The sequence below is a fragment of the Pseudoduganella sp. jia 12 genome (genome assembly GCF_055502675.1).
The window spans coordinates 323,225-347,667 of the sequence record NZ_JBUXKP010000002.1; the positions used below are offsets into that span (position 1 = coordinate 323,225).

At 66.4% G+C, this 24,443-nt stretch carries 24 protein-coding genes; 10 read left to right on the forward strand and 14 right to left on the reverse strand.

Annotation, left to right across the window (positions count from 1 at the left end):
- Positions 1-62: 62 nt before the first annotated feature.
- Together ACY65G_RS04490 and ACY65G_RS04495 are read left to right on the forward strand one after the other, a co-directional pair.
- Entirely contained in the window at positions 63-2,033 is a 1,971-nt protein-coding gene (locus ACY65G_RS04490) for a peptidase U32 family protein (RefSeq protein ID WP_464996155.1), read from the forward strand.
- A 246-nt stretch (positions 2,034-2,279) separates the two neighbouring features.
- Entirely contained in the window at positions 2,280-3,356 is a 1,077-nt protein-coding gene (locus tag ACY65G_RS04495; RefSeq protein WP_464996156.1) for a M35 family metalloendopeptidase, read from the forward strand.
- 17 nt (positions 3,357-3,373) lie between these two features.
- On the opposite strand, the gene ACY65G_RS04500 is transcribed toward ACY65G_RS04495, so the two are convergent.
- Positions 3,374-3,898, reverse strand: a complete 525-nt coding sequence (locus tag ACY65G_RS04500) for a hypothetical protein (RefSeq protein WP_464996157.1) — start codon at positions 3,896-3,898, stop codon at positions 3,374-3,376.
- Positions 3,899-3,993: 95 nt separating this feature from the next.
- Here ACY65G_RS04500 and ACY65G_RS04505 point away from each other — a divergent pair, with 95 nt between their 5' ends.
- Positions 3,994-4,542, forward strand: a complete 549-nt coding sequence (locus ACY65G_RS04505; protein ID WP_464996158.1) for an arsinothricin resistance N-acetyltransferase ArsN1 family B — start codon at positions 3,994-3,996, stop codon at positions 4,540-4,542.
- Here ACY65G_RS04505 and ACY65G_RS04510 read toward each other — a convergent pair.
- The gene (locus tag ACY65G_RS04510) at positions 4,487-5,302 is read right to left on the reverse strand and encodes a M48 family metallopeptidase (RefSeq protein ID WP_464996159.1); all 816 of its coding nucleotides are present in this window, start codon (positions 5,300-5,302) and stop codon (positions 4,487-4,489) included. The genes ACY65G_RS04505 and ACY65G_RS04510 overlap by 56 nt on opposite strands.
- Positions 5,303-5,477: 175 nt before the next feature.
- Here ACY65G_RS04510 and ACY65G_RS04515 point away from each other — a divergent pair, with 175 nt between their 5' ends.
- Both ACY65G_RS04515 and ACY65G_RS04520 read left to right on the forward strand, forming a co-directional pair.
- Positions 5,478-5,960 (forward strand): hypothetical protein, encoded by a 483-nt coding sequence (locus tag ACY65G_RS04515; protein WP_464996160.1) that lies wholly within the window; start codon positions 5,478-5,480, stop codon positions 5,958-5,960.
- A gap of 44 nt (positions 5,961-6,004) precedes the next feature.
- Complete coding sequence (locus ACY65G_RS04520; RefSeq protein WP_464996161.1) at positions 6,005-8,410, forward strand: bifunctional diguanylate cyclase/phosphodiesterase; 2,406 nt, start codon at positions 6,005-6,007, stop codon at positions 8,408-8,410.
- Between the two features lie 222 nt (positions 8,411-8,632).
- On the opposite strand, the gene phaR is transcribed toward ACY65G_RS04520, so the two are convergent.
- Positions 8,633-9,205 (reverse strand): polyhydroxyalkanoate synthesis repressor PhaR, encoded by a 573-nt coding sequence (gene phaR / locus ACY65G_RS04525; RefSeq protein ID WP_464996162.1) that lies wholly within the window; start codon positions 9,203-9,205, stop codon positions 8,633-8,635.
- A gap of 278 nt (positions 9,206-9,483) precedes the next feature.
- On the reverse strand, positions 9,484-11,193 hold the full coding sequence (gene phaC, locus ACY65G_RS04530) for a class I poly(R)-hydroxyalkanoic acid synthase (protein ID WP_464996163.1): 1,710 nt from the start codon (positions 11,191-11,193) through the stop codon (positions 9,484-9,486).
- A gap of 45 nt (positions 11,194-11,238) precedes the next feature.
- Between phaC and ACY65G_RS04535 the strand changes: the two genes are divergently transcribed.
- Positions 11,239-11,469, forward strand: a complete 231-nt coding sequence (locus ACY65G_RS04535; RefSeq protein ID WP_464996164.1) for a hypothetical protein — start codon at positions 11,239-11,241, stop codon at positions 11,467-11,469.
- A 15-nt stretch (positions 11,470-11,484) separates the two neighbouring features.
- Here the strand turns inward: ACY65G_RS04535 and pgeF are convergent, their stop codons facing one another.
- Together pgeF and ACY65G_RS04545 are read right to left on the reverse strand one after the other, a co-directional pair.
- Complete coding sequence (pgeF, locus tag ACY65G_RS04540) at positions 11,485-12,276, reverse strand: peptidoglycan editing factor PgeF (protein ID WP_464996165.1); 792 nt, start codon at positions 12,274-12,276, stop codon at positions 11,485-11,487.
- Positions 12,273-13,385: an RluA family pseudouridine synthase gene (locus ACY65G_RS04545; protein WP_464996166.1), complete on the reverse strand. Its 1,113-nt coding sequence runs from the start codon at positions 13,383-13,385 to the stop codon at positions 12,273-12,275. Before ACY65G_RS04545 ends, pgeF begins: the two co-directional genes overlap by 4 nt.
- A 64-nt stretch (positions 13,386-13,449) precedes the next feature.
- Here ACY65G_RS04545 and ACY65G_RS04550 point away from each other — a divergent pair, with 64 nt between their 5' ends.
- The gene (locus ACY65G_RS04550) at positions 13,450-14,259 is read left to right on the forward strand and encodes an outer membrane protein assembly factor BamD (protein ID WP_464996167.1); all 810 of its coding nucleotides are present in this window, start codon (positions 13,450-13,452) and stop codon (positions 14,257-14,259) included.
- Between the two features lie 42 nt (positions 14,260-14,301).
- On the opposite strand, the gene yaaA is transcribed toward ACY65G_RS04550, so the two are convergent.
- A complete protein-coding gene (gene yaaA / locus ACY65G_RS04555; RefSeq protein WP_464996168.1) occupies positions 14,302-15,069 on the reverse strand; it encodes a peroxide stress protein YaaA in 768 nt (255 codons plus the stop codon).
- A gap of 38 nt (positions 15,070-15,107) precedes the next feature.
- Between yaaA and ACY65G_RS04560 the strand changes: the two genes are divergently transcribed.
- From ACY65G_RS04560 to ACY65G_RS04570, 3 genes are read left to right on the forward strand one after another with little or no spacing between them, the layout of a single operon-like run.
- Positions 15,108-15,629, forward strand: a complete 522-nt coding sequence (locus ACY65G_RS04560; protein WP_464996169.1) for a putative toxin-antitoxin system toxin component, PIN family — start codon at positions 15,108-15,110, stop codon at positions 15,627-15,629.
- Between the two features lie 41 nt (positions 15,630-15,670).
- Entirely contained in the window at positions 15,671-16,849 is a 1,179-nt protein-coding gene (locus ACY65G_RS04565) for a pyridoxal phosphate-dependent aminotransferase (protein ID WP_464996170.1), read from the forward strand.
- A gap of 27 nt (positions 16,850-16,876) precedes the next feature.
- Entirely contained in the window at positions 16,877-17,767 is an 891-nt protein-coding gene (locus ACY65G_RS04570; protein ID WP_464996171.1) for a metal-dependent phosphohydrolase, read from the forward strand.
- An 83-nt stretch (positions 17,768-17,850) separates the two neighbouring features.
- Here ACY65G_RS04570 and ACY65G_RS04575 read toward each other — a convergent pair whose 3' ends face one another.
- The 7 genes from ACY65G_RS04575 to pilM are packed head-to-tail and all read right to left on the reverse strand — an operon-like array spanning position 17,851 to position 24,412.
- Positions 17,851-18,930: a tetratricopeptide repeat protein gene (locus ACY65G_RS04575; protein ID WP_464996172.1), complete on the reverse strand. Its 1,080-nt coding sequence runs from the start codon at positions 18,928-18,930 to the stop codon at positions 17,851-17,853.
- A gap of 3 nt (positions 18,931-18,933) precedes the next feature.
- Positions 18,934-19,836: an ExeA family protein gene (locus tag ACY65G_RS04580; protein WP_464996173.1), complete on the reverse strand. Its 903-nt coding sequence runs from the start codon at positions 19,834-19,836 to the stop codon at positions 18,934-18,936.
- Positions 19,836-21,611, reverse strand: a complete 1,776-nt coding sequence (gene mshL, locus ACY65G_RS04585) for a pilus (MSHA type) biogenesis protein MshL (protein WP_464996174.1) — start codon at positions 21,609-21,611, stop codon at positions 19,836-19,838. Before mshL ends, ACY65G_RS04580 begins: the two co-directional genes overlap by 1 nt.
- A gap of 14 nt (positions 21,612-21,625) precedes the next feature.
- Positions 21,626-21,994: an MSHA biogenesis protein MshK gene (locus ACY65G_RS04590; RefSeq protein ID WP_464996468.1), complete on the reverse strand. Its 369-nt coding sequence runs from the start codon at positions 21,992-21,994 to the stop codon at positions 21,626-21,628.
- A gap of 38 nt (positions 21,995-22,032) precedes the next feature.
- Positions 22,033-22,785, reverse strand: coding sequence for a type II secretion system protein GspM (gspM, locus tag ACY65G_RS04595; RefSeq protein WP_464996175.1), 753 nt, complete (start codon positions 22,783-22,785; stop codon positions 22,033-22,035).
- The gene (locus ACY65G_RS04600) at positions 22,782-23,474 is read right to left on the reverse strand and encodes a PilN domain-containing protein (RefSeq protein WP_464996176.1); all 693 of its coding nucleotides are present in this window, start codon (positions 23,472-23,474) and stop codon (positions 22,782-22,784) included. Before ACY65G_RS04600 ends, gspM begins: the two co-directional genes overlap by 4 nt.
- Positions 23,471-24,412, reverse strand: coding sequence for a type IV pilus biogenesis protein PilM (gene pilM / locus ACY65G_RS04605; protein WP_464996177.1), 942 nt, complete (start codon positions 24,410-24,412; stop codon positions 23,471-23,473). The genes ACY65G_RS04600 and pilM overlap by 4 nt, the downstream gene beginning before the upstream one ends.
- Between the last annotated feature and the right edge of the window lie 31 nt (positions 24,413-24,443).

The following is a 24,443-nucleotide window of genomic DNA, read 5'->3' on the forward strand; positions in this document are numbered from 1 at the left end:
GTCCGCAAAGCTATAATCTGCCCCTTCGCCCAGGCTTACCGTCTCTTCACCCAGGATCCGTCATGTCTCTCCTTGCCCACGAACTCGAACTGCTGTCGCCCGCCAAAACCGCCGAGATCGGCCGCGAAGCCATCCTGCATGGCGCCGACGCCGTGTATATCGGCGGCCCGGCCTTCGGTGCGCGCCACAATGCGAGCAACCCGCTGGAAGACATCGCCGCGCTGACCGCCTTCGCGCACCGTTACCGCGCACGCATCTTCGTGACGATGAACACGATCATGCACGACAGCGAACTCGATCTGGCCCGCAAGCAGATCTGGCAACTGTACGAAGCGGGCGTGGATGCGCTGATCATCCAGGACATGGGGCTGCTGGAACTGGATCTGCCGCCGATCCAGCTGCATGCCAGCACCCAATGCGACATCCGCGGCGTGGAACGGGCCAAGTTCCTCGGCAATGTGGGATTTTCGCAACTGGTGCTCGCGCGCGAGCTGACGATCGAGCAGATCAGGAAGATCCGCGCGGAGGTCGACACGCCGCTCGAATATTTCATCCACGGCGCGCTGTGCGTGGCGTTCTCGGGCCAGTGCTATATCTCCCATGCGGAAAACGGCCGCAGCGCCAACCGCGGCGATTGCTCGCAGGCATGCCGCCTGCCCTACACGCTGACGGATGGCCAGGGCCGCGTGGTCGCCTATGACAAGCACCTGCTGTCGATGAAGGATAACGACCAGAGCCGCAACCTGGAAGCGCTCGTCGATGCCGGCATCCGCTCGTTCAAGATCGAGGGCCGCTACAAGGACATGGGCTATGTGAAGAACATCACGGCCCACTACCGGCTGCTGCTGGACGAGCTCCTGGAGCGCCGCCCCGAGTTCGTGCGCGCCTCCAGCGGCCGCACGCAGGTGCTGTTTACGCCGGATGTGGACAAGAACTTCCACCGCGGCCATACCGATTATTTTGCGGGCGGCCGCCAGGACGATATCGGCGCGTTCGATTCGCCGAAGTACCTGGGCGTCAAGCTCGGTACCGTGACGAAGCTGGGCGGCGACCACTTCGACCTGCTCACCGATGCGCCGATGGCCAATGGCGACGGCCTGAACTACATGGTCAAGCGTAACTCGGCCGGTGTGCAGGCCAATACGGTGCAGAAACTGGGCGAGGACGGCGAAGGCCAGCGCTGGCGCGTGTTCCCCAACGAGCCGATGGCCACCCTGGCGGGCCTGAAGGTGGGCACCGAGGTCCACCGCAACCGCGACCACCAGTGGGAAGCGGCGCTGGCGAAGAAATCGTCGGAGCGCAAGGTGGGCGTGCAACTGGCACTGTCCGAAAGTGCCGACGGACTGACCTTGACGGTGACCGACGAAGACGGCATCACGTCGGCGACGTCCGCCGCGCTGGCGCTACAGCCGGCCCAGCAGGCCGCGCAGGCCGAAACGGCGCTGCGCACCAGCCTGGGCAAGCTGGGCAACACGATGTTCGAGGCCGGCGAGGTGGCGCTGAAGCTTTCGCAACCGTGGTTCGTGCCATCGGGCGCGATCAATGCGTTGCGCCGCGATGCGATTGCAGCACATGAAGCGGCACGCCTCGACGCGTGGGAGCGCCCGCCCCGCAAGGCGCCCGCCGAACCGCCGGCCGTCTACCCGGATACGCAGCTGACCTATCTCGCCAACGTCTACAACGAGAAAGCGCGCGCCTTCTACCACAAGCATGGCGTGCAGATGATCGCCGCGGCCTACGAGGCGCACGAGGAAGCGGGCGAAGTGCCGCTGATGATCACCAAGCATTGCCTGCGCTTCTCGTTCAACCTGTGCCCGAAGCAGGCCAAGGGTGTGCAGGGCGTGCAGGGCCAGGTGAAGGCGGAGCCGATGACGCTTGTCTCGGGCAGCGAGACCTACACGCTGCGCTTCGACTGCAAGCCATGCGAGATGCACGTCGTCGGCGCGATGAAGCCGGGGATCCTGCATTCGCTGCCGCCATCGGCCGTGCCTTACAGCCCGATGGTGTTCCACAAGCAGCGTCCCCGGGCCTGATCCGGGGCCGCCAGCCGCCGCCGAAAGCCGCCGGACATCGCTGCGGATGTTCAGAATTTAACATTTGCAGCGGTTTGTCCCGATTCCGCACAGCGCCCGCACAGCTTTGTTGCTGGCCCGCCGCACTGAACGCGATCGGCCACCACACACGATTTAACAATGTTGACTCGGCTTTAATGGCCGTGTGAGGATGCATTACGCCGGTCACGAGCCGGTGTGTCATTCACTTCACATGAGGAGTCGGCAATGCGGAAATTCGTTTGGTTGGGCGGCGTGGCCCTGGCGGCATGGAGCGTATCGGCACTGGCTGCGGCGGCCGTGGTGGCCAATATCGACGTGGCAAGGCAATCGCTGGGCCCGGGCGACGACCTGGTCGTGCGCGTGACGCTCACCAACACGGGTGACAAGCCGGAACGCATGCTGAAATGGCACACGCCGTTCGGCGCGATCGAAGAGTCGCTGTTCGAGATCACCCGCGACGGCATCCCGGTGCACTATGAAGGCCGGCACGTGAAGCGGCCGGCGCCCACCGCGGCGGACTACGTGGTCCTCCAGCCCGGCAAATCCTATTCGGCCACGGTCGAGCTGACAGCGCTCTACGACCTTTCCACCACGGGCGACTATGCGATCCGCTTCCGCACCCATGCGCCCGACGTGCTGGAGCGGGCGCGCATCGCCCGGGATACGGCCGGGCAGCCCGACGGCGACGCCGGCAAGGCAGCCGGCGACGAGGACTACCTGCAGTCCGGTGCCGTGCAGGTATGGATCGAAGGCAGCTACCAGAAACCGCCGCAGCCGGTGCCGATCGGCGAAGCGAGCCTGTCGTACAGCCAGTGCAGCGCCTCGCAGCAGTCCACGATCGCCTCCGCGTTCAGTGCGGCGAAGACGATGGCCAACGGTGCGACCGCCTATCTCGGCGCGGGAACGGCGGGATCCCGCTACACGACGTGGTTCGGCACTTACAACAGTTCCCGGTATGCGACCGTCAAAGCGCATTTCACGGCCATCAAGGATGCGCTCGACAACAAGCCCGTGTCCGTCGACTGCAGCTGTAAGGAAAGCTACTACGCCTACGTGTATCCGACGCAGCCCTACAAGATCTATGTCTGCAATGCGTTCTGGAGCGCCCCGCTGACCGGCACCGACTCGAAGGGCGGCACGCTCGTGCACGAACTGAGCCACTTCAACGTGGTGGCCGGCACGGACGACTGGGCGTACGGCCAGTCCGCCGCGGCATCGCTGGCCAGGAAAAACCCGGCGCGCGCCGTCGACAACGCCGATTCGCACGAATACTTCGGCGAAAACACGCCGGCGCTGCGGTAAGCATCATGCGCTAGCCGTCACCGCGAAAGGCGGAATGTCACTGGCTGCGCGGCCAGTGGCAGCCGCGGGGTGCCCACCTTTGCGTCCGCCTTCGTCCCCGCTTCCGCCAGCGCGCCGGCGTCGGTGACGTAATGGCCCGTGTACGACACTGCATAGGCATGCGTACCCGGCCGGAAGCCATAGGCCGGACCGATGTCGATCACGTGTTCGTGGTGCTGGCCCGGTTCCAGGACCAGGTAATCCGCGGCGGTCAGCGGCCCCCGCTTCACCATCGGCCCGACGTAGGGCACCGGCTCGCCCGTGGCCGCATTCCTCACCGTGAACACGTTGCCGAGCAGCTGGTCCATCGAGGCCACCGCGCGCGGCACCAGTGCCGGCCGGTCGCCGTGGTTTTCCAGTACCACCTGCAGCCGCACCACACCCGGCGCCGGCGGCGCTTCGAGCGCCAGCTGCATGCTCACGCCGCCCTCGACATCTTCCATCGCCTGCCCTCCAGCCGGTGCGGCCGCCAGCAGCGGCAACCACAGCAGATATCGTTTCATCGCGTCGCTCCCCGTCTCGAAGAAGGCATCGTAGCGCTATTGACGGCATCGGCGCCGCGCATTATGGTCGCCTTCCATCACAGCACGGAGCCAACTTGATCCGCGACGCCCGCCCCGACGATGCGCCGGCCATTGCCGCCATCTACAATCCCTATATCGCCGACACCACGATCAGCTTCGAGGAAACGTCCGTGTCCGCCGATGCGATGGTGGAGCGCATCGCCGCCGTGCAGGCCGCTGGATTGCCGTGGCTGGTATGCGAAGAGGAGAACGGCACGATCGTCGGCTATGCCTATGCGACACCAATGCGGGTGCGGCACGCGTACCGGTTCTCTGTCGAAACGTCCGTGTACCTCGCCTACGGAAATACACAAAGGGGCCTCGGCGGCGCCCTGCTTGCGCGCTTGCTGGAACTGCTCCGCGCGAAAGGCTGCCACCTGGCGATCGCGGGGATCGCCCAGCCGAACGAGGCCAGCGTGGCACTGCATGAGAAGCTGGGCTTTGTGAAAGTTGCCCACTTCGGTGAGGTGGGCTTCAAGTTCGGCCGCTGGCTCGATGTGGGCTACTGGGAGCTGCGGCTGCAGGGATCTACTTCTTCGGCGCCGCCTGGTACAGGGGCGCCACCTTCGGCAGCATCGCCGTGAGCTCGCCGATCCGGGTTTCGTTCGACGGGTGGGTGGACGTGAACTCGGCCTGCCTGCCCTCGCCCGACTTGCCGGCCAGCGCCTGCATCTTGCGCCACACGGTCACCGACGCATCGGGCTTGTAGCCGGCACGCGCCGCCAGTTCCAGCCCCATCGCATCGGCTTCCGATTCGTTCTGGCGCGAATTGGGCAACATGTACAGGAAGTGCGCGACCGTGTTCGCCGCTTCGACCTGCGCCTGGCTGTTCGGCGCCGCCATCAGCGCGGTCGTCGTGAGGGCGTTCTGCGCATAGGCGCGGGATACGCGCTCGCGGCCGTGCTCGCGCAGCGCAAGGGCGATTTCGTGGCCCATGACGATCGCGATCTCGTCGTCGTTCAGCTTCAATTGCCGGATGAGGCCCGTGTAGAACGTGATCTTGCCGCCGGGCGCGCAGGTGGCGTTGATCACGGGCGCGTCGATCAGTGCGAGCTGCCAGTGCCATGTCGCGGCATCGTCGCGGAAGGCCGTCACCTGCGCCTGCAGGCGCGCGGCGATCTTCTTGAGTCGTTCATATTCGGCCCCCTTCGTTACCAGTTTGCCCTTCACCTGCGCGGCGCGATTTTGCCGGGTGTAGTTCACCAGCGCCATCTGCTCCACTTTTTCGGCCGACACCAGCATCAGCTGCTGGCGCTGGACGCCGACCGTGCCGGGTTTCGTCGTCGAGGCGCAGGCGGACAAAACCGTGACGGCGGCGCAGATCACCATGGTTTGCTTTCTCATTTCAGACTCCCTGTCATGTGGGACGCTTACTGTCGAGCATTGCCCAAAAGCAGTCAATTTCTAAACAGCAATTACTCCATCCAGATCAACCGCGTACGCACCCCATCGGAGCGAGTGTGCAATGCTTGAGCTGTCGCTATAATTGCCGCGCTATTAACAATCAAGGGAAAATGGCATGAAATACGCAATGCTGGGTGTCGCGCTGCTGCTCGCGCAGGCCGGGGCGCAGGCCAATCCGTTCGGCGTCATCGAGTCGCAGCCGCGCAGCGAACTGTGGGTCAATCCCGGTTTTTATTCGTATCACTTCGACCGCGACAAAGGGCTGGACGATACCAATCCCGGCATTGGCGCAGAATACCGTTTTTCCACCGTGGCGTCGGCCACCGCAGGGCGGTTCCGCAACAGCGACCGGGCGATCTCGAATTATGTCGGCGTGTACTACCAGCCTTTTTCGCTCGGTCCATTGCGCCTGGGCGCCGTCGTGGGCGCGTTCGACGGCTATCCGAAACATCGCGACGGCGGCTGGTTCCCCGCACTGCTTCCCGTGGTGAGCGTGGAGTACGAACGAGTGGGAGTGAACTTTGCTATCGTACCGAAGTACAAGGATCGCCTGCACGGCGCGTTGACCATCCAGCTCAAGTTCAAGCTTACCGATTGACGCTTGCCTGCCGCATGACGGCGCGACGCGTAACGACACCGACCATGAACCATATCGCCCCACAGGAACAACAGGCGCTGCCTGCCGCCAGCGAGCAACTGAGCGAGCAACTGAGCGAGCAAACAAGCTTCCCGCCGGAACTCGTGCGGCTTGCCGGCTACCTGTGCGGCGGCAGCGTGCCGCCGCAGGCGCTGGCCGACGAAAGCACCCTGCTCGCGTGCGCGCCGCCGACCGCGAGTGCGGAACAACGCCAGGCGCTGGCCGACCTTGCCGCCACCGCTGCGGCTTGCCAGGCGCTGAAGAACAAACTGGCACGCGCCGAGAGCTTCCTGTCGGGCTTTGCCGAACACTCCCCCTCGCCGCTGTGGATCAAGGATCGCACCGGCAGCTACGTGATGGGCAACGCGGCGCTGCATGGTTTCTTTGGCGTCCCCACCGTCGTCGGCAAGGACGACAGCCACTTCTGGCCGGAAGACATCCGCCACAGCCTGGAAGAACAGGACCGCGCCGTGCTGGAAAACGGCGAAACGATCAAGACGATGGAAACGTCGCACGATGGCGCGCGCCACTGGCTGGTCCACAAGTTTCCGATCGATGTGGATGGCGAGCCTTTCCTGGGCGGCTCCGCGATCGACATGACCACCGAGGTCGAAAAGGAACGGGCGCTGATCCGGCACGACCATTTCTATGTGCTGCTGTCGCGCCTGTCCGCGATCATCACGCGCGCCAAGACCCTGGAGGCGCTGTGCCTGGACACATGCCGCTTCGCCTGCCAGCAGCCGGGCCTGGAGATCGTGGACATCAGCCGCCTCGACGACAGCGCGGGCAGCCTGGAACTGTTCACGTCGGCCTCGCGCGATGGCACCGAACGCCAGTGGCGCGACTTGCAGAGCGGCGCCACGCAAGGCAGCGTCATGGCGGACTACTGCCAGCCCGAACTGGCCGCCACAGCCGTGACTACCGGACAGCTGCAATGTTCGAACAACCTGGCCAGCCCCGACCCGCGCGTGGGCTCGTGCATGACGATCCCGCTGCTCGTCAACGGCAAGTGCTGGGGCGTGGTGTCGTTCTACTCGCCCCGGCCGGAGTTCTTCGACCAGTTCTGGCGCGAACGGGCGGGCGAACTCGGCAACGAACTGAGCTTTGGCCTGGAGCGCCTGATCAATGCGCAGGAACTGTTCCGGCTGGCGCGTACCAATGCGCTGTCCGGCCTGCCCAGCCGCCTGCATTTCGACGAGGAGATTGCCGCACTGGCCGCGGTCAATGCCAGCGGCACCGTGCTGCTCATCAACATCAACCGCTTCGACGAGATCAGTTCCGCCTATGGCAACGCGGCCGCGATCGGCCTGATGCGGCAGGTGGCGCAACGGCTGCGCGACACGGTCGCGGACCGCATGGCGCTGTCCCACGTGGGTATCGGCCGCTTCGCGCTGTTCTACCCCGTGGACGAGGAGCGCTCGCCGCGCGCCTATGCCCGCAACACGATCATCCCGATGCTGGAAGGGTCGTACTCGGTGGACCAGCAGAAGATCTGGTGCAACGTGAACGTGGGCGCGGCGATGCTGCCGGAGGACGGCACCAGCGCCGACGAGCTGCTGGTCAAGGCCTGGGATGCGCTGGCGGGCGCACGCGGGCAGGAAGAACAGATCGGCTTCTACGACCGCGACGCGGACCATGCGCAGGCCCTCCAGATCAGCCTGGAAGCGGAATTGCGCGAAGCGATCGAGCGCAACGAGTTCGTCAACTTCTACCAGCCGAAGATCGATCTCAAGACAGGCAAGCTGGCCGGCGCGGAAGCGCTCGTGCGCTGGCGCCACCCGGTACGCGGGCTGATCCAGCCAACGGAATTCGTGCCGGTGCTCGAACGCAGCGGCCTCGTGACCCAGGTGGGCCGCAACGTGATGCAGCGCGCGATGGAGGACTGGCGCGCCTGGCACGACGCGGGCCTGAAGCCGCCGCAGATCGCCGTCAACGTGGCGCCGGCCCAGTTCCGCTGCGATTCGCTGTTCGACGACATCGAGCGCGCCCTGAACACCGCCGAAGCGCACCTGAAACCGATGTCGATCGAAGTCACGGAAAGCAGCCTGGTATCGGACCAGCGGCGCGTGGTCGATATCCTGACCCGCGTGCGCGACCTCGGCGTGCCCGTGGCCATCGACGATTTCGGCACCGGCTATTCGTCGCTCGCCTACCTCGTCACGCTGCCGGTCGACGTGCTGAAGATCGACCGCTCGTTCGTCATCAAGATGACGCAGGACGCCAACTACATGGGCATGGTGCAGACGATCGTCTCGCTGGCGCACAACCTGGAACTGAAAGTGGTGGCCGAAGGGATCGAGACGGAAGAGGAAGCGAAGTTCCTGAAGCTGCTGCGCTGCGAGCAAGGGCAAGGCTACCTGTACGGGCGGCCGCTGCCGGCCGAGGAATTCGGCAGGCTGCTGGGGCACTGATTTTTCGGTGTGCGGAAAACCGGTGTCACGGTCGACACCGGTTTTCCGCCGCGCCGCTCAGTGTCTGGACAGTGCAGGCTGTGCGCTTACGGTTCGGGTGACAGCGCCAACGAACATGGCGTAGGCGGTGCCAGCGTCATCTCCCCGGGCGGGGGCGCTGGAAACCGGCGTGCTACATCGCTGTTGGGCAATGCGGGCTGCGCAAACCGCAGCCGCGAAGATTTATTTCTTGTCGGTGGGCGTCGGCGGGGTCACCGGCGGCACGGCGAACGGGAAGGCGCCGAACAGGTTCTTGCTCTGGTTTTGCATCTGCTCCTGCATCTGCACGAACAGGCTCTTGCTCTGGTCGATGTAGTTGTTCATCATGCCCTGCATGATCGGTGCCTGCACGTTCATGAACTGGGTCCACATCTCGGGGCTGAACGTCTTGCCGTCGAAGTTCACGGCGCCGGTGGTGAGGCGGCGCTGGATGTCGGTAAACGCCTGGATGTTCTTTTCCAGGTAGGAGCCCATCATGCCCTGCATCGCGTGGCCATAGTAGCGGATGATCTGCGACAGCGCGTCGGTGGAAAACATCGGTACGCCGCTGGCCTCTTCCTCGAGAATGATCTGCAGCAGGATGCTGCGCGTCAGGTCTTCGTTCGACTTCGCATCCACCACAGTGAACGGTTCGCTGTCCAGCACGAGCTGTTTTACGTCGGTCAGCGTGATATAGGAACTGGTCTGCGTATCGTAGAGTCGGCGGTTGGGATACTTCTTGATCAGGCGTTCGGCAGTTTTCTTTACACTACTCATCACAAGTTCCGTTTTTTGCGCCGCAGCGCATTGCTCATAAACTTCGAAAAAAAGGCCGCGAAAAAAAAGCGAACGTAGAGTTCGCTTTCACTAGCCCTGCTCACCCTATTATAGAGTGAAAGATTGTCCCGATGTACGCATCCTTTTCAGAAACCGGGGCGAATCGGCGAAGTCGGCAGGAAATATACAGGTAGAAAGAGCGTTTATTGCAACGCAACGAAAACAAGTGCCAGGCCGCCTTCCCGCCTGGGGCAGGCAGGCGGCGGTCATTTCCCTTCTTAATTAGCTTTTTCCTTGACGTAACGCCCCGGCGCCGGCTCGACCGGCTTGTACTTCGCGCTGCCCAGTTGCGCCCGTGCCTTGACATCCTTGCCGCCGTGCTCGGCCAGGAACGCGGCCCACAGCGGCCACCAGCTGCCCGGGTGTTCGACGGCATTCGCCATCCACGCGTCCGCATCTTCCGGCCGCTCATCGTTGACCCAGTAACTGCGCTTGTTCTTCGATGGCGGGTTGATGACACCGGCGATATGGCCCGATGCGCCCAGGACGAAGCGGTTGGCTTCGCGCTGCTCCGGATTGAGGATGTTCACGGAGCCATAGGCGGACGTCCACGGCACGATATGGTCTTCGCGCGAGCCATAGATGAACGCGGGCGCGCGGATGGTCGTCAGGTCGACGTTTTCACCGGCCACCGTCAGGCGGCCCGGCTCCTTCAGCTTGTTTTCCAGGTACGTGTTGCGCAGGTACCAGCAGAACATCGGGCCCGGCAGGTTCGTGGCATCGGAATTCCAGTACAGCAGGTCGAAGGCGGCCGGGTCGTTGCCTTTCAGGTAATTCGACTGCACGTAGTTCCACACGAGATCGTTCGGGCGCAGGCTGGAGAACGTGCTGGCCAGGTCGCGGCCCGGCATCAGGCCGCCGTTCGCCAGCGCCTGCTCGCGCAACTTCACTTGCGGTTCGTCGATGAACACGCTCAGCACGCCGGTATCGGAAAAGTCCAGGAACGTCGTCAGCAGCGTGAGGCTGGCCGCCGGCTGCTCGCCGCGCGCGGCCAGCACGGCCAGCGCGGTCGACAGCAGCGTGCCGCCCACGCAGAAGCCGAGCAGGTTCACCGTGTCTTCCTCTGTGATCTCCTGCACGGCATGGATCGCCCGGATCACGCCCTGCTCGGTGTAATCGTCCCACGACGTTTTCGCCATCGACGCATCCGGATTGCGCCACGAAACGAGGAACACGGTATTGCCCTGCTCGACGGCATAGCGCACCAGCGAATTGGTCGGCTGCAGGTCGAGGATGTAATACTTGTTGATGCACGGCGGTACCATCAGCAGCGGCCGCTGCCGCACCGTATCCGTCAGCGGCTTGTACTGGATCAGCTGGAACAGCGGCGTTTCCAGCACGATCTCGCCTTCCGTCGTGGCCAGGTTGCGGCCAACTTCGAACGCCTTGTCGTCGGACAGCGAGATATGGCCCTTCTGCATGTCGGCCAGCATGTTCTTCAGGCCGCGGGTCAGGCTTTCGCCTTTCGATTCCAGCAGCGCCTGCTGCGCCTCGGGATTGGTGGCCAGGAAGTTCGCCGGCGACATCGCATCGACCACCTGCTGGATGGCGAAACGGATCTTCTGTTTTTGCTGGGACGATGCCTCGACCGCATCGGCCATCGCCAGCAGGAACTTCGCGTTCAGCAGATAGGCGGACGCGCTGAAGGCCGTGACGGGATTGGCGGTCCAGGCCGGATTGGCGAAGCGCCGGTCGCGGATCGCGGGCGTCTTGCCTTCCAGGAGCTGCTGCCACAGCGCTCCCAATTCGGCCATGTATTCGTTCTTGAGGGTTTCCAGGACGTCGGGCTTCACCGTGGCGCCAGCTTCGCGCAACAGCGCGGCACCGGGCAAGGGCATGTTCGCCAGGGCGTCGGGATTGGGCATCCAGGATTTCCACTGGCTGGGGTCCATCCAGCCGGCCAGTGTCTGCGCGTCGGGCATGTTCATGTATATTCCATTTAGAATTGTTTGTGATTCCAACCGAAACTACCAATGCTGATCGTTGCTCTTGCCTGGATTTACGTCGTGCTGCTGATGTCGCTGACCGAGCCGACGGTCGTCGCAGGCGTCATGACCTTCCTGCTGTACTGCGTTATCCCCCTTGCAATTTTACTCTATGTGACGGGCGGCTTCCGGCGCATCGGCCGGCGCCGGCGCGAAGAGCGCAAGCGGCAGGAGGAACGCGCGCAGCAGGCCGCCGCAGCGGCTGCCCGCGACCGCTGACTCATTTGCCCGCGGCTACTTCAGCCAGATCAGGCTGGCCTGCCGCCCCGTAACGCCGTCGCGCCGGTACGAGTAGAAGCGACCGGAATTGGACACGGTGCAGAAGTCGCCGCCCCACACCCGGCGCACACCCACCCCGGCCAATGCGATGCGGGCCAGCGCATACAGGTCCGCAAAATATTTACCTGGTTTTGCACCGAATGGCGCGAAGGCGCTCCGGATGGCCGCTTCGTCCACGCCGGGACGGCGCAAAAAGGCATCCAGCACGTCCGGCCCCACTTCGAACCGGTTCGGGCCGATCGCGGCGCCCAGCCACGCCATCAGTTCGCCGGCGCCCGCCTCGCGCATCGATTCCACCGTCCTTTCAAGCACGCCGTCGGCCAGGCCGCGCCAGCCGGCGTGCACGGCGCCGACCATGCGCCCTTCGGCATCGCACAGCAGCACCGGCAGGCAATCGGCCGTGAGGATCGCGCAGACCACGCCGCGCTCGTGCGTGAAGCTGGCATCCGCGATCGGTGGTGCGGCATCGTGGTGCACCGTGCCCGCGTCGAGCACACGGGTGCCATGCACCTGCGTCAGCCAGGCCGGCTCGGCGGGCAGTTCGGCGCGCACGATATCGCGGTTGCGTTCGACACACCTGGGTACGTCGCCCACGTGCGTGCCCAGGTTCAGGCCGCCCTTGCCCTGGCCGTCGTCATAGGGCGCGGCGCTGACGCCGCCACGGCGCGTCGTGCAGAGCACCCCGACGCCCGATGGCAGGTCCGGCCAGTCGGGAACCAGCCACTGGGTCACGTTCGGTGCGCTCATTCGTCGTCGTAATCGTCGTCGTCGTCGAACGCGCCGTCGTCCGGCGCCTTGTGCAGCGATGCCTCGTCGATACCGCATTGCTCGAGCAGTGCGCGGAAATCGTCGGCCAGCGGGATCTCCCATTCGCATGGTTCGCCGGTGGCCGGATGCACGAGGCCCAGGCGGCGCGCCTGCAGCGCCTGGCGGTGGAACACGCCGGTCAGGTGCGGCTTGCCGTACACGTAGTCGCCCACCAGCGGGTAGCCCAGGTGCGCCATGTGCACGCGGATCTGGTGCGTGCGGCCCGTTTCGAGGCGGCATTGCACGAGGCTGACGGGACGGCGATCGAGCTCGCCCGACGCCAGGCGCTCGTAATGGGTGATCGCTGGCTTCGCGCCGAAGCCGGTCGACACGGCCATCTTCACGCGGTCGCGCTGGTGGCGCCCCATCGGCGCATCGATCGTGCCGGACAGCCGCGGCGTGCCCCATGCCAGCGCCCAGTACTCGCGCTTGACGGTGCGCGCCTGCAGCTGGCGCACGAGATCCGTCTGCGTCGGCAGGTCCTTGCCGATGACCATCAGGCCGCTCGTATCCTTGTCCAGGCGGTGGACGATGCCGGCGCGCGGCACGCCGCCCAGCTGCGGCCAGCGGTGCAACAAGCCGTTCAGCAGCGTGCCGGACCAGTTGCCGGCCCCCGGGTGCACGACGAGGCCGGCCGGCTTGTTGATGACGATGAGGTGCTCGTCCTCGAACACCACGTCGACGTCGATCGGCTCGGGCGCGAACGCCACGTCTTCCGGCGCGGCCTGCGGCAGCACGACGATCTTTTCATCGCCATACACGGTGGCGCGCACCTTGGCCGGCTTGCCGTCCACGGTGACGAAGCCCTCCTCGATCCAGCTCTGCAGGCGGCCACGCGAGAATTGCGGCACCAGCTTCGCGATCACCTTGTCGAGGCGGTCGCCGCACACGTCGGGCGTGAGGTGCAGTTCGATCGGGGCCAGCGGGTCGGCGAAGCCGGCGGCTTCGTCGCCGAGGACATCGTCGGCCAGCAGGTCGGGCTCGAAGTCGGTGTCCAGGTCGTGGTCAAGGGGGTGTTCGGCCGGATTCGGCTCAGGATTCAATATCACAGCATTCCCATCGGCTATAATCAGCCAGGTCGTATCTTGTTTAAACGTCTTCTTGCACGAGAACATGCAAAAAAAATTGAAGGTAGTCGCAGCATCCTTGCTATTCGCCAGTCTCTCGGCTTGCAGCCTGTTACCGGAACAGTCGGATGAGACCAAAGGCTGGTCCGCTTCGAAATTATACTCGGAGGCCAAGGAAGAATTGGCCGGACAGCATTATGAGCGGGCAATCCAGTTGTTCAACCGCCTTGAAGCAAGTTACCCGTTCGGCGTGTACGCACAGCAGGCGCAGCTGGAAGTGGCCTATGCCTACTACAAGGCGCAGGACCAGGCCCAGGCGCTGGCCGCCGTCGAGCGCTTCATCAAGCTGCACCCGAATCATCCGAACGTCGACTACATGTACTACCTGCGCGGCCTGATCAACTTCAATGACCAGATCGGCCTGCTGAACTTCGTGTACGAGCAGGATCCGGCCGAGCGCGACCCGAAAGCGACGCGCGAAGCGTTTGCCGCCTTCAAGGCGCTGGTCGACAAGTTCCCGGAAAGCCGCTATACGCCGGACGCCATCGACCGCATGAAATACCTGATCAATGCGATGGCGGCGTATGAAGTCTACGTGGCGCGCTATTACTATCGCCGCGGCGCCTACCTGGCCGCCGCCAACCGCGCGATGGATGCCGTGCGCGAATACGCGGATTCGCCGGCGATCGAGGAAGCGCTGTGGATCATGGTGCGCAGCTACGACAAGCTCGGCAACGTGGCCCTGCGCGACGACGCGATGCGCGTCTTCAAGCTCAATTTCCCGTCCAGCAAATTCCTCGACGAAGGCGCGCCGAAGCCCGAGCGCAAGTGGTGGAAGTTCTGGTCCGCCTCGTAAGCCTGCCTGCAAGGGCCGGGACGGCGTCCCGGCCTGGCAGCGTCAGGCCGCCTTCCGCCTGAATACCCACCGCGCGTCGTTCGATGCGTCCGGCGCGAACGCGTAGCCGTCCGCATCGAAGTGCTTCAGCGCTTCCGGATCGGTGATCCCGTTCACGGCCGCATACCGGGCCAGCATGCCCCGCGCCCGCTTGGCGTAAAACGAAATGATCTTGTACTGGCCGTTCTTGTACTCCTCGAACACGGGCGTGATCACGGGAACGTCGAGCTTTGCCGGCCGTACCGACTTGAAATACTCTTCCGATGCGCAATTGACGAGCCAGCGCGCACCCTGCTCCCGGACAGCACCGTTCAGTTCCTGCGTGATCAGGTCGCCCCAGAACGCGTATAAATCCTTGCCGCGCGGGTTCTTCAGCCGCGTGCCCATTTCCAGCCGGTGCGGATGGATCAGGTCCAGCGGCCGCAGCAGGCCATACAGGCCGGACAGGATGCGCACTCGCCCCTGCGTGTAGTCGAGCTGCGGCGCGGACAGCGTGCGCGCGTCGAGGCCGTCGTAGACATCGCCGTCGAACGTCATCACGGCCTGGCGCGCATGCGTGGTATCCATGGTCCAGGAAGCGTAGCGGCCCACGTTCAGCGCGGACAGCGCATCGGACAGGTCCATCAGTTCGGCCAGTTCGTGCGGCGAGAATTCGCGCATCCGCCCGATCAGCTGCGCCGAATGGTCGAGGAAGGCGGGGCGGGTGGCGATGTCGGTGGTGGGAGGGGTGTCGAGGTCGAGACTCTTTGCGGGGGAAAGCACTATCAGCATATGATTCGAAACTGGTTCACTCAAAAATAATTTCCCGCATGATACCCGCATTAGCCGAAGTAAAGCCCGCCGACGTCGAACCCGCTGACATCAAGCCCGCCGACGCAACGGGCGCACCCCAGCGCATCGTCATCGACACCAATGTGTGCCTGGACCTGTTCGTCTTCCACGACCCCCGTTGGGCCGCCCTGCTGGCGGCCATCGAGGGCGGGGCCGTCGAAGCGGTCACGCGCGCCGACTGCCGCGACGAATACCGCATCGTGCTGCACTACCCGCACCTGCCGCTGGACGATTCCACGCGCCCGGCCAGCGCGGCCCGGTTCGACGAGCTGATCAAGGTGGTGGCGCCGCCCGAGTCGGGCGTGCGCCTGCCCGTCTGCACCGACCCCGACGACCAGAAGTTCCTCGAACTGGCGCGCGATGCCGGTGCCCAGGTGCTGATCACGAAGGACAAGGCGCTGCTGAAGCTGGCCCGCCGCCTGCGCAATGCCGGCATGTTCGCCGTGATGCCGCCGGAACAGTGGGTTCTCCCCGCGCCGGCAGGTGCTGCGCTAGAATAATCCGCACCGCGCAATCCGAACCGACCGACCATGAGCCATCGATGACCAGTCCCTTCCAGCATGCCGTCACGCCCTCGCTGACGACCCGCCTGCCCGCCGTCGGCACCACCGTCTTCACGCGCATGTCGGCGCTGGCGACCCAGCACGATGCCGTCAACCTCGGCCAGGGCTTCCCCGATTTCGCATGCGACCCGCGCCTGGTCGACCTGGTCGCCGAGGCGATGCGCGCCGGCCACAACCAGTATCCGCCGATGACCGGCACGCCGGCGCTGCGCCAGGCCATCGCCGCCAAGATCGGCGCGCTGTATGGCCATGCGTACGATGCCGACACCGAAATCACCGTGACTGCCGGCGCCACCCAGGCGCTGACGACGGCGATCCTGGCCGTCGTCCACCCGGGCGACGAGGTGATCGTCATCGAACCGGCCTACGACAGCTACATGCCGGCCGTCGAACTGGCCGGCGGCGTCGTGGTGCCGGTGCAGATGGTGCTCGACGATGCCGGCTACCACGTGCCGTGGGAGCGCATCCAGGCCGCCGTCTCCACGAATACGCGCCTCATCGTCATCAACACGCCGCACAATCCCACCGGCAGCGTGCTGCGCGAAGCCGACCTGGAAGCGCTGGCCGGCATCGTGCGCGGCACGGAAATCCTGGTGCTGTCGGACGAAGTGTACGAACACATGGTGTACGACGGCCAGCAGCATGCGTCGATGAGCCGGCACCCGCTGCTGGCGGCGCGCACCTTCGTCGTCTCGAGCTTCGGCAAGACCTACCACACCACCGGCTGGAAGATCGGCTACGTGGCCGCGCCGGCGTCGCTGATGCGGGAATTCCGCAAGGTCCATCAGTACAACGTGTTCTCTGTGAACGCACCCATGCAGCACGGCATCGCGGGCTACCTGGCCGATCCGGCGCCCTACCAGCAACTGCCGGCGTTCTACCAGAAAAAGCGCGACCTGTTCCGCGCCGGGCTGGCCGGCAGCCGCTTCGAACTGCTGCCGGCGGACGGCACGTATTTCCAGTGCGTGCGCTATGGCGCCATTTCCGCCATGCCCGAGGCGGCGTTCGCGGAATGGCTGACAAGCGAGATCAAGGTGGCCGCGATTCCCGTGTCGGCGTTCTATCGCCAGGCGAAGGAATCGGGCATCGTGCGCTTCTGCTTCGCCAAGCGCGACGAAACGCTGGCGCTGGCGCTCGACCGGCTGTCGCGCATCTGACCCGCATCTGATCCGGAGGCGCCGCGCATGCTCCCACAAGAACATTCCCGCGACGCGGACGACGCGGGCGACACCGGCCTTCCGCCCGCGCCGCCGTCCGTGCTGCGCGCGCTGAACGCCGTACAGCAGCGCCTGGAGAACGCCGCACATTCGCGGGAACATGACGATCCCGCCGGCCTGCGCGCCAGCGCGCGCGAGCTGCTGCATGCGATCGACCTGTCCGCCGACGTGGCGCTGGCCTGCGTGCTGCGCAACCAGGTCGCCGGCAGCTACGCTGTGCGGCACAGCATCGAGACCGCCGTCATCGCCGCGCTCGTGGGACGGCACCTGAACATGCGGCCGTCCCGCCTGCTGTTGCTCGTGACCGCCGCGCTGGCGCTGCAAGCCACGGGGCGCCATGCGGACGGCCACCGGCCCGCCGATGCACACGTCATGCCCTCCCCCCGTACCGCCGAACCGGACTGGTTCGCCAACCTGCTGCAGGACCACGCGCCGGACGGACACGACGATGGCGACACACAAGCCTGCGCGCACCTGCTGAAAATGGCGGACCGCTATTGCGCAGGCGTTTCGCCACGCAACTACCGCCGCGCCCTCCTGCCGGACGACGCGCTGGCGCGCGTGCTCGAAGGGACGCCCGACCCGGAACTGACGGCGGCGTTCCGCCACGAAATCGGCGCCTATCCTCCCGGCGCCGTGGTTCGACTGGCCAGCGGCGAGACCGGCGTGGTGGCGCACCGCGATGGCGGCCAGCCGGAAGTGTTCTGTTTGCGCGATGCCATGGGGCGAGCCTTCACGGTGCCGCTGCCGCGCCGCGTGGGCCAGGCCGGCTGCGCCATCGCCACCGCGCTGGCCGAGGATGATCTCGACATGCCCGTGTCGATGAAAGGCGTGTGGGGCCAGTTGGCAAGCTTGTAGCACAACGAAAACACGGCGCAAAAACAGCGCAAAAACAGGGACGGCCCCAAATGCCGTTCGTTACGGGATTCGGGCTCGACTGCCTAATCGAGTTGCCCCAGCCGCCGCTCGACAAATGCCTGCAGTTCGGGCGACAGCCCGGCCTCCTTCGCCTTCTGGAACGCCTCGCGCGCGTTCGGGCGCAGGTTTTCGGCTTGCCGCGAGATGCCGAGCCCCATCCACCACACGCCGTTGGCGGGCCGCAGCCGCAGCGCGGCCTCGTATTGTGCCGCCGCGTCCGCGTGCCGGCCCTGCTTTTGCAGTACCCCGGCCAGGAAACCGAGATAGTCGGCATTGCCGGCCGCATGCGGCAACGAGCGCAGCAGCGTTGCGTCGGCCGGCCCACCCCGCTCCAGCTGCAGCCGCGCCAGCACCATCGCCAGCTGCGGCTGGTTGGCGTCCAGCGCCAGGCCCAGCTGCGCGTGGCGCATCGCCTCGTCGCCCTGCCCGTTCTCGAGCAGCAGGCCGACGAGCGTCTGCCGCGCCGCTTCATGCCGGGGATACGCCAGCACCGCTGCCTCCAGGGCGCCGATGCCTTCGTTCACGCGACCTTCCTGCAGCGCGGCCAGCGCGCGCCGGTAGGCGTTCTCGCCCTGCTGGCGCGACGTGAGCGTGGCGCCCTGCCCCGGCGGCGCTTCGGCTGCGCGTTCCGTTGGCGGCGCGACCGGTGCGGTGATGGCAGGCTCCCTGCGCGGTGCCCGCGGCCTGGCGGAATGGGGTGCAGGGACTGTCGGCGATGGTTCGACGAGCGGCGCCACCCCGGCCGGCGCCGTTGCAGCCGCTGCCGTTACCGGTTCCGCCGGCACGGGGACGGCCGGCACGGGAGCGGCTTGCACTTCGGGCACGGGCACGGGAGCCGGCGGAACGACAGCCGCCGCTGTCGCCGGCGCCGCTGCGGCCACGACCACCGCTGCCGGCGTGGCCGGCACGCGGTTCAGGGCATACCAGCCTCCCAGGCCGGCCGCCACGATCAGCGCGCCGACGCCGGCGCCCACCGCGATCGCCGTGCCGGACGTGGTAGCGGTGCGCCCGGGCGCGACCGGCCGCACGTCGCCGCCCTCCGCACGGGCCCTGGTGCCGCCGCGCGCATCGAGATCCTGCAGCATCTTGTTAATTAAGCTCATCTGTCAGGCCCATCTTGTCAACGCAAGGGCGATGCCGCCCGCGGCGGCCAGCGCTGTGGCGCTGGCCAGCCACGCCCAGCGCGGCACGCGCGCCGGCCGGGTACCGATCGTGTCGCCGGCGGCCAGCGCCACGTGTCGCTGCTCGACCAGGTGGCGGCCTTCGCCATAGGCCAGCATCAGCGCCTTGTGCGCCACGATGTTCACGAGACGCGGAATGCCGCCGGTGGCGCGGAACATGCGGCGCACCGCGCGCGCGCTGAACAGCCGCGCTCCCGCGAAGCCGGCCACGCGCAGCCGGTGCGCCAGGTAGTAATCGAGGTCGTCGCGCTTCAGCGCGCCCAGGTGGTAATGGAACGTGATGCGCTGCGCCAGCTGCCTGATCTTGGGACTGGCCAGGTGGGCATTCAGTTCCGGCTGGCCGAACAGCACGATCTGCAGCAGCTTCCTCTTCTCCGTTTCCAGGTTCGTCAGCAGCCGCAGCGCTTCCAGGCTTTCCAGCGGCAGCGCCTGTGCCTCGTCCAGGCACAGCACCACGTGCTGGCCGCGCGCCGCCAGCTCCAGCAGCCGCGTCGTCAGCGATTTCACCAGCTGGTGCTGGTCCACGTCGCGCGGCAGCACGATCTCCAGTTCGTCGGCCAGCGCCATCATCAGCGCGCGCGGCTCGAGATACGGGTTCGGCACGTAAGCGGTGACGAAGCCGTCGCCCAGGGTGGCCATGAACTTGCGGCACAGCAGGGTCTTGCCGGTACCCACTTCACCGGTGATCTTGATGAAGCCCTCGCCGCTGCGGGCCGCCACCAGCAGCGTGTTCAGGCCTTCCTGCGAATGCGGGCTCCCAAAGAAGAAACTGGTGTCCGGCGTGATCGAGAACGGCACCTCGGTCAGGCCAAAGTGGGCTTCGTACATCACCGGCCCCGCTGCGGGTCGAGCCGCTCGATGCGGCGCATCGTGTCCTGCATGTCGGTCGTCATGGTGCTGGCGTCGTCGACGATCGTGGGCTTGATCAGCACGACCAGCTCGCGCTTCTGGCTCACGCTGTCCTTGTTGCGGAACAGCGCGCCCAGCACGGGCACGTTGCCCACGCCGGGCAGCTGCGACTGGTCGCTGGACGTGGCCTGGCGCATCAAGCCGCCGATGGCGACGATCTCGCCATTGCGTCCGCGCACCAGGCTGTCCATTTCGGACGTGGACGACGCCGCCAGCGGCAGGTTCAGCGAGCCCGCGCTGCCCAGGCTGACGGTCTTGTTGATGGTGGTGACGGAGCTGACGGACGGGTGCACGTGCAGCATGATGTTGCCGTCGTCGTCGATCTGCGGCGTCACGTCCAGCAGCACGCCGGAGAAGAATGGCTGCACGGTCACGTTCGGCGTCACCGTGTTGCCGCCCACGTTCGAGTTCGTCGTGGTGCTGATGCCGGTCACGTAGAACTCGTCGGTGCCGATCTTCAGCACGGCCTTCTGGTTGTTCAGCGTGGCGATGCGCGGGCTCGACAGTACGTGCACCGTGCCCTGCGATTCCAGGAACGACAGCATCGCCGAGAAATTGCTTGTCTGGATCGCCAGGCCGAACATCGTGCCCAGCGCGTCGGCCGCGCTGCCGAGCGTGGCGCCGGGAATCGACGTGAAGCCGGTGTCGCCGCCGCTGGTCTGGCTGACGGCGCCATTGGCTGCGCGGCGCACCAGGTTCGTGCCGGGCGAGATCACACCGATGCCGCCCGCGCTGTTGCCGCCCTGGCGGAACGCGGCCCAGTTCACGCCTGTCTGGAAGCCGCTGTTCAGCTGTACTTCGAGGATCTTTGCTTCCAGGATCACCTGGCGCTCCACGGCCAGCCGCGTCGCCTTCAGGTATTCGTCCACGGCGCGCAGCTGGGCCGGCAACGCCCGTACCAGCACCACGCCCGACTGCGGCGTGATGATGACGTTGCGCCCGTCGTCGCCCGTGCCGATGATCGCTTCGAGCGCGCTCTTGAGCTCGCCCCAGAAATCCGCATCGGTCGTCATCTTGACGTTGCTGGCATCGTCCTGCACGGCCTGCGTGCCGCTGGGCAGGCCGTTCTGCGTCTGCGACTGGCCCTGCGGCGTGCCCTGCTGGCCCGACTGCCCGTTCTGCCCGCCACTGTTGGTGGCCACCGTGTTGATCGACGTCGACGAGACGCGCACGTTCGAACTGCCGCGCCGGCTGCCCGTCAGGTAGTTCACCTTGAACATGCGCGTCTGCATCGTCAGCGGCCGGATGTAGATGCGGTTGGCCTCGACCTTGTAGTCGTAGCCGTACAGTTCGCGCACGGCGTCCAGCGCCTCGAAGATCGTCACATCCTTCAGGTTGGCAGACAGCGTGCCGGTCACTTCCGGCGACACCAGCATGTTGTAGCGCGTGCCGGTGGCGATCGACGTGAAGAACTGCTGCGCCGGCACGTTGTTCAGCGCCACGTTGAAACGCTCGTCGAGCACCGCGCGCGCCTTCGGCAGCGTGGCCGCGAGCGCCGGTGCGGGCGGCAGCAGTGCCGCTTCCACCGCGTCCGGCGCCTTGTGCCGGTTCGCGGCAGCTGTCGCCGTGGCGTTGCGCATCTCGCCGCTGATCGCGTCGTAGGTATCCCGGCGGCCGGCAGTGTCGCAGCCAGCGGCCAGCAGCGCCGCACCGGCGAGCGTGGCGACATTGGCGATGGTTCGCATCGTTTGCATGGTTTGTCTCGTCTTCATTGTTGTTCCCGTGCGGCCGGCGGCTTCGGGGAGGGGCCGCCCTCCGGCAACGCAGCCGCTGGCTGATACAGCCGCAGCGTTTCGCGCGCCTTGCCGCGACGCAGCACCACGCGGTCCTCGCGCACCGATTCCACGAATGCGCCCTGGAAACGGCCGCCCTGCCGCACCATTTCGCCACTGATCACGGCGATCCGGCGCCCGCCTGGCTCGCGCGACACGAGCACGGACTGCAGTTCCGGACCCGCCGGCACGGCAGGCGGCGCTTCGGCACCAGCCGCCAGCGCATCCAGGCCGGGCGGGGGCAAGGTCGGGTCGCCCGACTGCGCCCGCGCCCCGGCGGCAAACGTCAGCGCCAGCAGCAGCATCACGGGTAAGTTCGTCGGCAATCTCGTCGGCAACCGGGTCACAGGGCGATCCATTGTTGGTCCAGGCTCAGCGTATATAAGGTCAAGGTCAGCGTGGCCTTGTCGTGTTCGGTCGCGTCCAGCGTGGCCTGGCCCCAGTACAGCCGCGCCGGCAGCCGCTCCAGCGCCGCCATGTAGGCCACCATGTCGGCATAGGCGCCCTGCAGCACGATGCGCACGCCATGGCGGTACAGCAGCGGCTCCTGCGGCTCGTCCGTGCCGCCGGCCGCCGCGCCCGGCGGTGTCGTCGACAAGGCGGTACGCGGCAGCGCCGGCGCGGACGCACCCACGGCCGGGTTGTCCGCACCGCCGCCGAAATTGCCATCCGTCGTGCCCGCCGGCGGCAGCGTGCGCAGCGACACCAGCTTGAGCTTGCCGTTCTGCTGCACCATCTGCTGCAACAGCACGGTCATGCGTTCCGGCGCCACGAGCGCCTGCTGCGTGGTGCGCAGGCTGGCGCGCAGTTGTCCATTCTCCGCCCGCACGGCGGCCAGGCGCTTGCGAAGTTCGGCATCGGGGTCGGCTTGCGCGGCGGCGCGCTTCTGCGCGATTTCCACGTCGATGCCGGCCAGTTGCGCGCGCTGTTGCAGCATCGCCGTGCGCAGCGTGCGTTCGCGCGCGCCCGCCGGTTCGATGAAGCCCATGTACGCGATGAAGATGACCGCCGCCACGGCGGCGCCGCATGCCATGGCCCGCTCGCGCAAGCTCAGCGCATCGATGCGGGCGGCCCATTTCAGCCACAGCGCCTTCATTGCCCCGCCTCCGCACGCGCCTGCAGCGAGAACTCCACGTACGGTGGCGGCAACGGCGCCGCCGTGCCGCCCTCGGCTGCCGCGCCAGCAGCGGGCACGGCCGGGGGCGCGACCTCGCCGGGCCGGCGCGCTTCAGCCAGCCCCGGCCGTGCGATCTCGACCCGCTCGAACGCCTTGCCCTGCAACGCGGGTTCGCGCGCCAGCCCGTTCAGGTAGCCCGGCAGCAGCTCGGCCCGCAACGCCCGGCCGCGCAGGCCGATCTCCGCACGGGCACCGCCGATGTCGACGCCGGTCAGCCACAGGCCGCTGACCCGCGTGCGCGCCAGTGCCTGGAAATAGGCCGAGTAGCCGCGCGGATCGCCGACGCGGTTCTGCTCGAGGATGTCGGTCACGCCGCGCAGCGCGCGCTGCTCCGCTTCCGCGCGGCCCACTTCGCCTTCCACCGAGGCATCCCTGGGCCGCGGCACCAGCCCGGCCAGCGTGCTGGCCTTGCGCGCTTCCGCCTCCTGCAGTTCGGCCGTGAGCCGGGCCGACTCCGCCTCGAGCGCGGCCACGCGGCCATGGGCCGCCACGGACAGCGCGACGGAACCGGCCAGCGCCACGCCGACGACGATCGCCAGCGCAGGCGCCGTCAGGTAGCGCTTTTCCTTGCGAAAGCGCGGATTGAACAGGTTGATCTGCTGGCTCATGCCACCGCACCCTCGTCGCGCAAGCCGCCGCCCAGCACGGTGAAGAAGCGCGCCTGCTGCGCCGCGTCGCGCAAGTCCGGCACCTTGTCGAGATCGAACACGGCATCGAGGTCGAGCAGGTCGACCGGCAGGTACAGGTTGGCGGACAGGTAATCGTGCAGGCCGGCGCTGCCGGTCGGCGCCAGCACCAGCTTCGACACCGCCACATACTGGAACTGGCGTTCGAAATTGTCCAGCGAGCGCTGCAGTTCCAGGACGATGCGGTCGTACAGGTTTTGCCGCTGCTCCTGCGGGCCTTCGACCTGGCCGAGCGCGATATCCATGCGGCGCGCCAGGTACAGTTCGCCGCGGAACGTCACCGTCAGCAAGCCGCCATGCTCGTCGAACGCCAGCATCGCCAGGCCGCGGCCTTCCGGCTCGAGCAGGGCCGACACGTTGCGCTGGGCGATCTCCGGGATGTCGATGGCGCCCAGGCCGATCTTCGCCTCGACGTACAGGTTCTGCAGCGCCTCGATGATGCCGTTGCGGGCAGCCACCGCGAACACCTGGTGGTTGTGCGTGGGGCCGTTCGGCGCGACGGGAATGTCGAGCACGTCGATGGTGGCATCGGGGACGGGAAAATCGATCATGTCCTTCAGCTTCCAGCCGACCGCCGTCTTCAGTTCCTCGGCCGGCACGTTCGGCGCCTCGATGGCCATCAACTGGTATTCGCCCGGCGCCAGCACGCTCGAACACAGGTGCTCGCCCGCCCCCAGCTCCCTGCCGACGCGGGCAATGAGCCCCGCCGCCTCGGCGCGGCCGCCGGGGTGGAACGCGGCCGCCAGCACGGCCGGCTTCGCATCGGTGCGCCGGTGCACGACCGCCGCCGTCACGCCGGCCGCGCCCGCGCTCACCGCCAGCCAGCCGTTCTTTTTCTTTTCCTTGTGCCAGAAAGCCATGCGCCTGTTCCGATATCGGGTACTACGTGCC

Bases quoted from the DNA above. Each gene is read 5' to 3' on its own strand.
- ACY65G_RS04560 (WP_464996169.1), top strand. From the start codon at position 15,108: ATGATACCCGCATTAGCCGAAGTAAAGCCCGCCGACGTCGAACCCGCT.
- mshL (WP_464996174.1), bottom strand. From the start codon at position 21,611: ATGCAAACGATGCGAACCATCGCCAATGTCGCCACGCTCGCCGGTGCG.
- ACY65G_RS04500 (WP_464996157.1), bottom strand. From the start codon at position 3,898: ATGAAACGATATCTGCTGTGGTTGCCGCTGCTGGCGGCCGCACCGGCT.
- ACY65G_RS04575 (WP_464996172.1), bottom strand. From the start codon at position 18,930: ATGAGCTTAATTAACAAGATGCTGCAGGATCTCGATGCGCGCGGCGGC.
- ACY65G_RS04550 (WP_464996167.1), top strand. From the start codon at position 13,450: ATGCAAAAAAAATTGAAGGTAGTCGCAGCATCCTTGCTATTCGCCAGT.
- ACY65G_RS04535 (WP_464996164.1), top strand. From the start codon at position 11,239: ATGCTGATCGTTGCTCTTGCCTGGATTTACGTCGTGCTGCTGATGTCG.
- phaR (WP_464996162.1), bottom strand. From the start codon at position 9,205: ATGAGTAGTGTAAAGAAAACTGCCGAACGCCTGATCAAGAAGTATCCC.
- ACY65G_RS04565 (WP_464996170.1), top strand. From the start codon at position 15,671: ATGACCAGTCCCTTCCAGCATGCCGTCACGCCCTCGCTGACGACCCGC.
- ACY65G_RS04600 (WP_464996176.1), bottom strand. From the start codon at position 23,474: ATGAGCCAGCAGATCAACCTGTTCAATCCGCGCTTTCGCAAGGAAAAG.
- ACY65G_RS04490 (WP_464996155.1), top strand. From the start codon at position 63: ATGTCTCTCCTTGCCCACGAACTCGAACTGCTGTCGCCCGCCAAAACC.
- pilM (WP_464996177.1), bottom strand. From the start codon at position 24,412: ATGGCTTTCTGGCACAAGGAAAAGAAAAAGAACGGCTGGCTGGCGGTG.
- ACY65G_RS04570 (WP_464996171.1), top strand. From the start codon at position 16,877: ATGCTCCCACAAGAACATTCCCGCGACGCGGACGACGCGGGCGACACC.
- ACY65G_RS04515 (WP_464996160.1), top strand. From the start codon at position 5,478: ATGAAATACGCAATGCTGGGTGTCGCGCTGCTGCTCGCGCAGGCCGGG.
- ACY65G_RS04590 (WP_464996468.1), bottom strand. From the start codon at position 21,994: ATGCTGCTGCTGGCGCTGACGTTTGCCGCCGGGGCGCGGGCGCAGTCG.
- yaaA (WP_464996168.1), bottom strand. From the start codon at position 15,069: ATGCTGATAGTGCTTTCCCCCGCAAAGAGTCTCGACCTCGACACCCCT.
- phaC (WP_464996163.1), bottom strand. From the start codon at position 11,193: ATGAACATGCCCGACGCGCAGACACTGGCCGGCTGGATGGACCCCAGC.
- ACY65G_RS04510 (WP_464996159.1), bottom strand. From the start codon at position 5,302: ATGAGAAAGCAAACCATGGTGATCTGCGCCGCCGTCACGGTTTTGTCC.
- ACY65G_RS04520 (WP_464996161.1), top strand. From the start codon at position 6,005: ATGAACCATATCGCCCCACAGGAACAACAGGCGCTGCCTGCCGCCAGC.
- ACY65G_RS04580 (WP_464996173.1), bottom strand. From the start codon at position 19,836: ATGTACGAAGCCCACTTTGGCCTGACCGAGGTGCCGTTCTCGATCACG.
- pgeF (WP_464996165.1), bottom strand. From the start codon at position 12,276: ATGAGCGCACCGAACGTGACCCAGTGGCTGGTTCCCGACTGGCCGGAC.
- ACY65G_RS04495 (WP_464996156.1), top strand. From the start codon at position 2,280: ATGCGGAAATTCGTTTGGTTGGGCGGCGTGGCCCTGGCGGCATGGAGC.
- gspM (WP_464996175.1), bottom strand. From the start codon at position 22,785: ATGAAGGCGCTGTGGCTGAAATGGGCCGCCCGCATCGATGCGCTGAGC.